This window comes from Lysobacterales bacterium (assembly GCA_019634735.1).
In the GTDB taxonomy this organism is placed as follows: domain Bacteria; phylum Pseudomonadota; class Gammaproteobacteria; order Xanthomonadales; family UBA2363; genus Pseudofulvimonas.
Genome location: JAHCAT010000025.1, coordinates 1 through 10,998, shown reverse-complemented (window position 1 = coordinate 10,998; position 10,998 = coordinate 1). Strand labels below are relative to the sequence as shown.

Below are 10,998 nucleotides of genomic sequence, written 5' to 3'. Positions count from 1 at the left end.
GGGGACTGGGGACTGGGGACTGGGGACCGGGGACCGGGGATCGGGGACCGGGGACCGGGGACCGGGGACTGGGGACCGGGATCGGGGATCGGGATCGGGGATCGGGGATCGGGGACCGGGGATCGGGGATCGGGGCCGGGGCCGGGGCCGGGGCCGGGGCCGGGGCCGGGGCCGGGGCCGGGGAGGATAGAGGGGTGAGCGGGGAGCGGGTATAGGGGCTGGGGATGCTGGAGGTGATCGGCTCCACTCTCCCTACTGCGACACCTGACTGGCGGCGCATCTCTTCCTCTGCGAGAGCTGAATGGCGGCGTCTTTCAGCCAGCATGCACAGCCAGTGCGCTGACCACCGTGAGGCCGGTGCCGCTTTTCGACGGCACCGCACTTCTCCCCTCCCCCGCCGTGCGGGGGAGGGGCGGGGGAGAGGGTCGCCCGGCCCGCGCGCGCTGGAAGGCTTCGCGCCGGAGCACAACCCGCATCACCTGCCCTTGCCGCTGAGGCGAGCGGGAATCGGCCCGTGCGGCCGCGACCGGAATCCCCTGCGGGCGACCGCCCGCGGGGCCTCAGTGCTTGAGGTTCTTGCGCAGGCGCTCGAGCGCCTGGAGCTGCGCCATCGCCTCGGCCAGGCGGGCCTGGGCCTCGGCGACGTCCATGCCCTCGCCGCGGTTGGCGAGCGCCTTCTCGGCCTCTTCCTTTGCGTGGCGGGCGGCGGCCTCGTCGAGGTCCTTGGCGCGGATGGCGGTGTCGGCCAGCACGCTGACCACCTGCGGCTGCACCTCGAGGATGCCGCCGGAGACGTAGAACTCCTGCTCCTCGCCGTTCTCGCCGACGACGCGGACGTAGCCGGGCTTGAGACGGGTTATCAGGGGCGCGTGCCGGGGCGCGATGCCCAGCTCACCCATCTCGCCGGTGGCGACGACCAGGGTGGCGTTGCCGTGGAAGATCTCGTCCTCGGCACTGACGATGTCGCAGCGGATGGTGGTCATGGGGAACTCCAGGGAGCAGGGTGGAGGGGCAGGGAGCCGGGGAACGGCGGGTCAGCGGCGGAGGCGGCGATCCTGCATCGACCGGCGCCTCCCTTCTGCCTGCTCCCTTTTCCCTGCTGCCTGCGTCACGGCGATCAGGCGCCGACGCCCATCTTCTTGGCCTTCTCGACCGCCTCGTCGATGCCGCCCACCATGTAGAAGGCCTGCTCGGGCAGGTGGTCGTACTCGCCGTCGACGATGCCCTTGAAGCCGCGGATGGTCTCCTTCAGGGACACGTACTTGCCGGGCGAGCCGGTGAACACCTCGGCGACGTGGAACGGCTGGCTGAAGAAGCGCTCGATCTTGCGCGCCCGCGACACCGCCTGCTTGTCGTCCTCGCTCAGCTCGTCCATGCCCAGGATGGCGATGATGTCCTTGAGCTCCTTGTACTTCTGCAGGGTCGCCTGGACCCGGCGCGCGGTGTCGTAGTGCTCGTTGCCGATCACGTTCGGGTCGAGCTGGCGGCTGGTGGAGTCGAGCGGGTCGACCGCCGGGTAGATGCCCAGCGAGGCGATCTGGCGCGACAGCACGACCGTGGCGTCGAGGTGGGCGAAGGTGGTCGCCGGCGACGGGTCGGTGAGGTCGTCGGCGGGCACGTACACGGCCTGGATCGAGGTGATCGAACCGGTGCGGGTCGAGGTGATGCGCTCCTGCAGCACGCCCATCTCCTCGGCCAGGGTCGGCTGGTAGCCGACCGCGGAGGGCATGCGGCCGAGCAGCGCCGAGACCTCGGTGCCGGCCAGGGTGTAGCGGTAGATGTTGTCGACGAAGAACAGCACGTCGCGGCCCTTGCCGGAGGCGTCCTTCTCGTCGCGGAAGTACTCGGCCATGGTCAGGCCGGTCAGGGCGACGCGCAAACGGTTGCCCGGCGGCTCGTTCATCTGGCCGTAGACCATCGCCACCTTCGACTCGGGGAAGTTGTCGGGCTTGACGACGCCGGCCTCGATCATCTCGTGGTAGAAGTCGTTGCCCTCGCGGGTGCGCTCGCCGACGCCGGCGAACACCGACAGGCCCGAGTGCTGGGTGGCGATGTTGTTGATCAGCTCCAGCATGTTGACGGTCTTGCCGACGCCGGCGCCGCCGAACAGGCCGACCTTGCCGCCCTTGGCGAACGGGCACATCAGGTCGATGACCTTGATGCCGGTCTCCAGCAGGTCGCTGCCGCCGGCCTGCTCGTCGAAGCTGGGCGCCGGGCGGTGGATCTCCCAGTGGTCCTTGGCGTCGATCGGACCGACCTCGTCGATCGGCTCGCCGAGCACGTTCATGATCCGGCCCAGGGTGCCGGCGCCGACCGGCACCGCCACGGCGCGGCCGGTGTTGGTGGCGACCAGGCCGCGCTTCAGGCCGTCGGTGGAGCCCAGCGCGATCGCGCGGACCACGCCGTCGCCGAGCTGCTGCTGCACCTCCAGCGTGATCTGCGTGCCCTCGATCTTGAGCGCGTCGTAGATCCTGGGAACGCTGGCGCGCTCGAATTCGACGTCGACGACGGCGCCGATGATTTGGACGACCTTGCCCTGACTCATGTGCTTATCCTCGAATAACCGGTAGCTTGGAACCTCAGACCGCCGCGGCGCCGCCGACGATCTCGGAGATCTCCTGGGTGATGGCCGCCTGGCGAGCCTTGTTGTAGCTCAGGTTGAGCGTGTCGATCAGCTTGCTGGCGTTGTCGGAGGCGGCCTTCATGGCGACCATCCGCGCGGCGTGCTCGGACGCGAGGTTCTCGAGCACCGCCTGGTAGACCAGCGATTCCACGTAGCGGGTCAGCACCTCGGCCAGGACGGTCTCGGCGTCCGGCTCGTACAGGTAGTCCCACTCGTGGCCATGGCCCAGGGCGTCGCCCGGCGGCAGCGGCAGCAACTGGTCGATGGTCGAGCGCTGCACCATGGTGTTGACGAAGTCGTTGTAGGCCAGGAACACGCGGTCCAGGCGCCCCTCGCTGAAGCCGTCCAGCATCACGGTCATCACGCCGATCAGCTGCTCGAGCTGCGGCCGCTCGCCCAGGTGGGTGACCGAGCCGAGCATGTCGACCTTCAGGCGGCGGAAGAAGGCGGTCGCCTTCTGGCCGATGCAGACGACGTCGACCGCGACGCCCTGCGACTGCCACTGCCGCATGTCGGCGAGCAGCTTGCGGAACAGCGTGGAGTTCAGGCCGCCGCACAGGCCGCGGTCGCTGGACACGACGATGTAGCCGACCCGGCGCACCTGCTCGCGGGCGGTCAGGAACGGGTGGCTGAACTCGGTGTTGGCCTGCTGGATGTGGCCGATCAGCTGGCGCATCAGCCGCGCATAGGGGCGCGATGCCCGCATCCGGTCCTGCGCCTTGCGGATCTTGGAGGCCGAGACCATCTCCAGCGCGCGGGTCACCTTGCGGGTGTTCTGCACGCTCTTGATCTTGGTTTTGATTTCCCTGCCGCCTGCCATGTCTTCTACTCGGGACTGGGGACCGGGGACCGGGGACCGGGAGCGTTGCTCCGACAATCCCCGCCCGCCTGTCCGGATTGTTCAAATCGGGGGTGCCGGCCCGGGGCCCTGGGACATCCGCTTGCGCGTCTCCCCGGTCCCCGGTCCCCGGTCCCCGCTCTATTCACCAGCTTCCGGTCGCCTTGAAGTCCTCGATGACCTTGCGGAATACGGCCTCGATGTCCTTGTCCCAGGCGCCGGTCTCGACGATGCGCTTCTCCAGCTCGGCCTGCTCGTGGCCGAAGTGGGCGTGCAGGCCGGCCTCGAAGGCGGCGACCTTGGCCAGCGGCTGGTCGTCGAGGTAGCCCTCGTTGACCGCGAAGATCGACAGCGCCATGCGCGCGATGTTCATCGGCGCGTACTGCTTCTGCTTCATCAGCTCGGTGACGCGCTGGCCGCGCTCGAGCTGCTTGCGGGTGGTCTCGTCGAGGTCGGAGGCGAACTGCGCGAACGCCGCCAGCTCGCGGTACTGCGCCAGTGCGATGCGGATGCCGCCGGACAGCTTCTTCATGATCGAGGTCTGCGCGGCGCCACCGACGCGCGACACCGAGATGCCGGCGTTCACCGCCGGGCGGATGCCAGCATTGAACAGGTCGGTCTCCAGGAAGATCTGGCCGTCGGTGATCGAGATCACGTTGGTCGGCACGAACGCGGAGACGTCGCCGGCCTGGGTCTCGATGATCGGCAGCGCGGTCAGCGAACCGGTCTTGCCCTTGACGGCGCCGTCGGTGAAGCGCTCGACGTACTCCTCGTTGACGCGCGCGGCGCGCTCGAGCAGGCGCGAGTGCAGGTAGAAGACGTCGCCCGGGTAGGCCTCGCGGCCCGGCGGGCGGCGCAGCAGCAGGGAGATCTGGCGGTAGGCGACGGCCTGCTTGGAGAGGTCGTCGTAGACGATCAGGGCGTCCTCGCCGCGGTCGCGGAAGTATTCGCCCATCGCGCAGCCCGAGTAGGCGCTGATGTACTGCATGGCGGCCGACTCGGAGGCGCTGGCGGCGACGATGATGGTGTGGTCCATCGCGCCGTTCTCCTCCAGCTTGCGGACCACGCCGGCGATCGAGCTGGCCTTCTGGCCGATCGCGACGTAGATGCAGCGGACGCCGGAACCCTTCTGGTTGATGATGGTGTCGATCGCCAGGGCGGTCTTGCCGGTCTGGCGGTCGCCGATGATCAGCTCGCGCTGGCCGCGGCCGACCGGGATCATCGAGTCGACCGACTTGTAGCCGGTCTGCACCGGCTGCGACACGCTCTTGCGCCAGATCACGCCCGGCGCGACCTTCTCGACCGGCGAACTGGTCTTGGCGTTGATCGGGCCCTTGCCGTCGATCGGCTCGCCCAGCGCGTTGACCACGCGACCGAGCAGCTCCGGACCGGTCGGCACCTCGAGGATGCGCCCGGTGGTCTTGACCGCGTCGCCCTCGCGCAGGTGCTCGTAGTCGCCCAGGATGACCACGCCGACGGAGTCGCGCTCGAGGTTGAGCGCCAGGCCGAAGGTGTCGTTCGGGAACTCGACCATCTCGCCCTGCATGACGTCGGCCAGCCCGTGCACGCGGGCGATGCCGTCGGACACCGAGACGATGGTGCCTTCGTTGCGGGCCTCGGCACCGAGCTTGAACTGCGAGATCCGGTTGCGGATCAGCTCGGAGATCTCGGACGGGTTGAGTGTGCTCTGCATGGCTTGGGGCCTCTGGTCCGGCGCCGGGGATGAGGGCGCCGCGGTTTTGACGGGAATGCTTGTCGGGTCAGTGGGAGAGCGCGCTGCCCATCCGGGCCAGCCGGCCGCGCACGCTGCCGTCGATCACGGTGCCGTCGGCATCGATCACGGCGCCGGCGATCACCGAGGCGTCGATTTCGTTGCGCAGCTCGACCTGGCGGCCGAAGCGGCGGCGCAGCGAGGCGGCCAGGGCGTCGGCCTGGGCCGGCTCCAGCGGCACCGCGGTGCGCACCACCGCCTTGACCACGCCCTCGTCCTCGGCACGCAGCACCTCGAACTGGGCGGCGATGTCCGGCAGCACCGGCAGCCGGCCGTTGCGCGCCAGCACCGCCAGGAAGCGGCCGTAGACGCCGTCGGCGGTATCGCCTTCGGGCAGCATCAGCGCGACCTGGGCGGCGCCGTCCAGCATCGGCCCGGTCAGCAGGGCGCGCACCACGGGCTCGTCGGCGACCTGGGCGGAGAACGCCAGCCGGCGCGACCAGTCGGCGAGCAGGCCGTCGCCCTTGGCGAGGTCGAAGGCGGCACGTGCGTACGGCCGTGCCAGGGTCTGGGCGTTGCTGCTCATCGGCTCAGATCTCGTTGGCCAGCTCTTCGATCAGGGCGCGGTGCGCGGCGGCGTCGATCTCGCGCCGGACGATGCGCTCGGCGCCCATCACGGCCAGCGATCCCAACTGGGTGCGCAGGTCGCTGCGGGCGGCCTGCAGCAGGCTGGCGATCTCCGCCTCGGCCGCGGCCTTCTGGCGGGCGCCCTCGGCGATAGCGTCGACCTTGGCCTTCTCGACGATCTGGCCGGCCTGCTGGTGGGCGCGCTCGAGGATCTCGGCGGCCTTGGCGCGGGCGGCGCGCACTTCCTGGTCGGCGCGCTGGTCGGCCTCGGCCAGCTCGGCCTTGGCGCGATCGGCGGCCGCCAGGCCCTCGGCGATCTTCTTCTGGCGCTCCTCGATCGCGTTCAGCAACGGGGGCCACACCTTCGTCGCGATCAGCCAGATCAGGCCGGCGAAGGCCAGCGCCTGGGCGATTAGGGTCAGATTGAGATTCATGGATGCGCTCTGCCTGTACTCGGGAAGCCGGCGGCCATGCGGCCGCCCGGCTCCGGGATTGCCGTTCGCCCGCGGCGGCACCGCCCCGGGCGAGCCATCGCGGCGTGGCTCAGCCGACGGCCAGCGGTCCCACCAGGAACGGGCTGGCGAAGGCGAACAGCAGGCCGACCGCCACCGAGATGATGAACGCGGCGTCGATCAGGCCGGCGGTGATGAACATGCGGACCTGCAGGACCGGGATCAGCTCCGGCTGGCGGGCGGCGGATTCCAGAAACTTGCCGGCCATGATGGCCAGGCCCAGGCCGGCGCCCAGCGCAGCCAGGCCGATCATGATGCCGATGGCCAGGACGGTCGAGGCCTGGACGGAAGCGAGGGCGGTCAAGGTTTCCATGGTTTTCTCCGGGACAGCGTGTTTGACGAAAGTGGATAGGGATGGAACTGAAGCGGAAACGGCGCGGTGGAGCGGTGGCTCAGTGCGAGTCTTCCGACAGGCTGAGGTAGACGATCGACAGCATCATGAAGATGAAGGCCTGCAGCGGGATCACCAGCAGGTGGAAGATCATCCAGCCAAGGCCGAAGGCGGCGCCGCCGAGCAGGCCGAGCAGGCCCGCGCCGCCGAGCACCCAGATCAGCAGGAAGACGATTTCCCCACCGAACATGTTGCCGAACAGCCGCATCGCCAGAGAGATCGGCTTGCTGAGCCATTCGACGATGTTGAGGATCAGGTTGAACGGCATCATCCACTTGCCGAACGGCGCGGTCAGGAACTCCTTGGTGAACCCGCCCAGCCCCTTGGAGCGCAGCGCGAAGAACAGCATCAGGAAGAACACGCTGATCGACAGGCCGAGGGTGGCGTTGACGTCGGCGGTCGGCACCGGCTTCCAGTAGTGCACGCCCACCCAGGACAGCGGAACCGCGAAGAAATCCGCCGGGATGAACTTGAGCATGTTCATCAGCAGGATCCAGAAGAACAGGGTGATCGCGATCGGCGTCACCAGCTTGCTGGCGCCGTGATAGGTATCGCGCGCCTGGCCGTTCACGAACTCCAGCATGATCTCGACGAAGGCCTGCCACTTGCCGGGCACGCCGGCGGTCGCGCGGCGCGTTCCCAGCCAGAACAGCAGGACGATCAGCAGGCCCATCACCACCGAGGTGACCAGGGTATCGACGTGAACAGTGAAGAAGCTGCCGCCATCGCCGACCTTCGCGGTCAGGTTCTGCAGGTGGTGCTGGATGTAGCTGGTGGGGGTCAGATCGTCTGTGGCCGCCATGTCAGATCGCCTTGCTTGCCTGCGCCCGGCCGGTCACGGCCAGCATCTGCGCTACCAGGGCGGCGATGACGCCGGTCAGCACCGGCAACGGCGACAGGCCGGAGGCCATGCCGAGTGCCAGGGCGCCGATCACCACCACCCACTTCAACATCATTCCTGCCAGCAGCCGGCCCAGCGCACCTCCGGAGGACTGCACGCCGCCGCCCAGCGCGATGCGCCCGGACAGCCAGGCGCCGGCGACCACCGCCAGGCCACCGACCACGGCCGCCAGTGCCCAGGTCGGTCCGCGCAGCAGCCAGGGCAGCGCGGCCAGCGCCACCGCCACGTGCCACGGGCCGAGGCCGTGGGCGACGAGCAGGTCGCGACGGGGGCCGGTGACGGCTGGAGGGGACTGGGACATCATCGGGACCGGGAATCCGTGCGCCGGGCCGCGCCATGCGGACCGTTCGGGTGCGCCGGCCCCGGGCAGGCCGGCGCCACCTTGGTCAGCGCGGCCGGGGTGTCGGCGCGCCGAGGCGGGTGGAAATCCGGACCGGATTCGGGACAGGCTGCTGCAAAGCAGCGGAATGATAGCAGCCCCTCCGGCCCCCAGGGAAGGGCCGCGGCACCCGGCCGACACGGCGCGGCGACGGCAATGCCTCGCCCCTGTCCCTCGCGTCAGTGCAGAGCCCTTGGCCCGGATACGCCATGACGACGCGCTACCAGGCGTCGACACCGCGCCCCGTTGCGAGGATCCGGGGCCGCAGCCAGCGGCCGCATGAGAGATCCAGGCGGGCCCGCGGGTCCGCCACGGCGGACCGGCGCGGGCGTGGCCGCGCTCAGCCGCCGGCGGTGAACAGCGAGAACGGCCGGGTGCCCGCGTAGCTGCTGCCCAGGCTGGAGCGTCGACGGCGCATCCGGTCCATCAGCTCCTCGCGCCGCTGGGCCAGCCACTCGTCGCGGGTGAGGCCGGTGCCGCCGCCGTCGGTGGCGCGGTACACGCAGAACTCGTCGTAAGCCTCCAGCTCGTGACGCAGTTCGCGCATGACCAGCTCGATCATGATGGCGTCGTCCAGGAAGCCGAACACCGGTACCGAGTCGGGAATGTCGTCGTGCGGCTCTGAGAAGTAGCTCAGCGCCGCCAGCACCCGGGTCTTGTCCTCGTCCTCCAGGTTCCAGGCCTGGTCCTGGACCATGGCGATCAGGCTGACCAGGTGGCGCATGCGGTCGGAGACGAAGTCCGGCACCCGCCGCGAGCGCACCTTTTCGAGCAGGGCGGCGGCATGGGCGCAGATCTCCGCTGCACTCAGTCCGGAATTGCGCTGACGCGCCTGCTCCATGGCGCGACGGAAGTGGTTCAGGTCTTCATCGTTCAGCGAAATCTGGATGTCCATGGGGGTCCGGCCGGCACGTGTGGGCAAGGCCGTCAAGCCTATTGCCCACGTGCGGGCAGCGTCAACGCGACCGCGGCCGTCCCCACAGGGGGCGTGGGCACCCTGCCAGGCAGCGACGTGCCAGCCCGTCGTCGTACCACTGACGCGGCGCCACCCCATGGCGACACCGGGCGGACCTGAACGCCCGGTCGAAGCGGGGGCGGCCCCCGGCGCGGCCCGCGACGGGGGGACTGAATGGCACGGCGGCCCGCCCCGGCGCCGCAGCGCGACCGGCCGCCGGTCCGGCTATAGTGGCTTCCAGACTCCTTGACGATGCATCGACAATGATCGACCCCCTGCTGACCTTCCTCGATGGCGGACTGACCGGCGCCAGCCTCGGCTGGATGCTGCTCTGGTTCGTGGTCGCCGCCCAGCTCACCATCCTCTCGGTGACGCTCTACCTGCACCGCTGCCAGGCGCACCGGGGCGTCGACCTGCATCCGGCCCTGGCCCACGTGTTCCGGTTCTGGCTGTGGCTGACCACCGCGATGGTGACCAAGGAGTGGGTGGCGGTGCATCGCAAGCACCATGCCCGCTGTGAGACCGACGAGGATCCCCACAGCCCCGTGGTGCACGGCATCGGCAAGGTGATGTGGCACGGCGTCGCGCTCTACTCCAAGGCGAGCAACGACCGCGCCTCCGTCGAGCAGTACGGGCACGGCACGCCGGAGGACTGGATCGAACGCAACCTCTACGCGCGTTTCGCGCCCCTCGGACCGACGCTCCTGCTGTTCGCCTACCTGGCGGCGTTCGGGGTCGGCGGCGTCGCCATGTGGGCACTGCAGATGCTGGTCATCCCGATCTGCGCCGCGGGCGTCGTCAACGGCCTGGGCCACTGGTGGGGCTATCGCAACTTCGATACCGACGACCGCTCGCACAACCTGGTCCCCTGGGCGGTTCTGCTGGGCGGCGAGGAGCTGCACAACAACCACCACGCCTTCCCCAGCTCGGCGCGCTTCGCCCTGCGTCGCGGCGAGTTCGACATCGGCTGGCTGTTGCTGCGCGGCTTCCAGCGCGTGGGCCTGGCGCGTATCCGCCGGGTGGCGCCGGCCCTGGAGCAGGTCGGTGACGCCTCCCAGGCCTGCCCCGAGACCCTGCGCGCGGTGCTGGTGCACCGCTTCCAGGTGATGACCGACTATTTCCGCAACGTCGTGATCCCGGTCGTGCACGAGGAGGCCGAGCGTGCCGGCGACTCCCTGCGCCGCTGGCGTCGGCAGGCCAAGCGCGCCCTGTCCTTCCAGGGCCGCCGCGAGGGACGCGACAGCCGCTGGTTCTCGCAGCGGCCGAGTCTCGCCACCGTTTACGAGTTCCGCCAGCGCCTGCGGGAACTGTACGAGCGCCGAGGCGTCGCACCGGAGGCCATGCTGCGCGGCCTGCAGGAATGGTGCCGCGATGCGGAGGCCACCGGCATCCGGGCGCTCCAGCAGTTCGCCGCCCGACTGAAGGGCTACCGTCTGGTCCAGCAGCCGGCCGCTGTCAGCGCCGGCTGAGCCCTGGCAGCCTGTTGAAGAACGCACGTCCTGTGCGTTCTTCAAGTCGCGAGTCCGGCGCATGGCCGGACTCGTTTATTGCGGATCGATCGCTTGCGGCGATTGATCGGCAATGCCAGCCCTCCGTGGCCTCCCGTCAGGCCGTTTTTCAATAGCCTGCCAGGTCCCGGCTTCGCGCCGGGGCCCATGCGGCGCCGTACCGCCGTGCGAATTCCCACCCCGCCGCAGACTCCACTGCGGCATGGCCGTGCGCGCCCGTCGACGGGTGCCGCGGCAATACCTTGCCCGCTGCAGCCAGCGTGCCACCGCTCCGCTTCCGAACACGGCAGGGGTCAGATGCAAGCGCCCGTGCAGGGAGCCAGGTGCGGGGCCTGCGGTCTCGCTCGTTTGCGAGGACACGTCAGTGCCCCGACGCACCTGGTTGGCGTCGTGTCTCTGCCCTCTGCCAGGCGGCGCTTCGCCGATGCGACGGCACCGCACTTCTCCCCTCCCCCGCCTGCGGGAGGGGCGGGGGAGAGGGCCGCCCCAGCCAGCACACGCCGCTGGGCCGGCAAGGATGCAGATCATGGCAAGCCCCGGCCCTCTCTCCCGG

The 10,998-nt window shown here is 69.8% G+C and carries 11 protein-coding genes; 1 reads left to right on the top strand and 10 read right to left on the bottom strand.

Going from position 1 to position 10,998, the window contains the following annotated elements; all coding sequences use genetic code 11:
- Positions 1–560: 560 nt before the first annotated feature.
- The 10 genes from KF823_16585 to KF823_16540 all read right to left on the bottom strand — a co-directional run bounded on the left by KF823_16585 (position 561) and on the right by KF823_16540 (position 8,877).
- Positions 561–983 (bottom strand): F0F1 ATP synthase subunit epsilon, encoded by a 423-nt coding sequence (locus KF823_16585; GenBank protein MBX3727519.1) that lies wholly within the window; start codon positions 981–983, stop codon positions 561–563.
- Positions 984–1,117: 134 nt separating this feature from the next.
- The gene (atpD, locus tag KF823_16580) at positions 1,118–2,545 is read right to left on the bottom strand and encodes a F0F1 ATP synthase subunit beta (GenBank protein MBX3727518.1); all 1,428 of its coding nucleotides are present in this window, start codon (positions 2,543–2,545) and stop codon (positions 1,118–1,120) included.
- A 34-nt stretch (positions 2,546–2,579) separates the two neighbouring features.
- Complete coding sequence (atpG, locus tag KF823_16575; protein MBX3727517.1) at positions 2,580–3,443, bottom strand: F0F1 ATP synthase subunit gamma; 864 nt, start codon at positions 3,441–3,443, stop codon at positions 2,580–2,582.
- Positions 3,444–3,606: 163 nt separating this feature from the next.
- Complete coding sequence (gene atpA, locus KF823_16570; protein MBX3727516.1) at positions 3,607–5,154, bottom strand: F0F1 ATP synthase subunit alpha; 1,548 nt, start codon at positions 5,152–5,154, stop codon at positions 3,607–3,609.
- Between the two features lie 67 nt (positions 5,155–5,221).
- Entirely contained in the window at positions 5,222–5,758 is a 537-nt protein-coding gene (locus KF823_16565; GenBank protein ID MBX3727515.1) for a F0F1 ATP synthase subunit delta, read from the bottom strand.
- 4 nt (positions 5,759–5,762) lie between these two features.
- On the bottom strand, positions 5,763–6,233 hold the full coding sequence (locus KF823_16560; protein MBX3727514.1) for a F0F1 ATP synthase subunit B: 471 nt from the start codon (positions 6,231–6,233) through the stop codon (positions 5,763–5,765).
- Positions 6,234–6,342: 109 nt separating this feature from the next.
- A complete protein-coding gene (gene atpE, locus KF823_16555) occupies positions 6,343–6,624 on the bottom strand; it encodes a F0F1 ATP synthase subunit C (GenBank protein ID MBX3727513.1) in 282 nt (93 codons plus the stop codon).
- 79 nt (positions 6,625–6,703) lie between these two features.
- Positions 6,704–7,504, bottom strand: coding sequence for a F0F1 ATP synthase subunit A (gene atpB / locus KF823_16550; GenBank protein MBX3727512.1), 801 nt, complete (start codon positions 7,502–7,504; stop codon positions 6,704–6,706).
- A 1-nt stretch (position 7,505) separates the two neighbouring features.
- Positions 7,506–7,907 (bottom strand): ATP synthase subunit I, encoded by a 402-nt coding sequence (locus KF823_16545; protein ID MBX3727511.1) that lies wholly within the window; start codon positions 7,905–7,907, stop codon positions 7,506–7,508.
- A 415-nt stretch (positions 7,908–8,322) separates the two neighbouring features.
- A complete protein-coding gene (locus KF823_16540) occupies positions 8,323–8,877 on the bottom strand; it encodes a DUF1232 domain-containing protein (protein ID MBX3727510.1) in 555 nt (184 codons plus the stop codon).
- 323 nt (positions 8,878–9,200) lie between these two features.
- Here KF823_16540 and KF823_16535 point away from each other — a divergent pair, with 323 nt between their 5' ends.
- On the top strand, positions 9,201–10,406 hold the full coding sequence (locus KF823_16535; protein MBX3727509.1) for a fatty acid desaturase: 1,206 nt from the start codon (positions 9,201–9,203) through the stop codon (positions 10,404–10,406).
- Positions 10,407–10,998 lie beyond the last annotated feature (592 nt).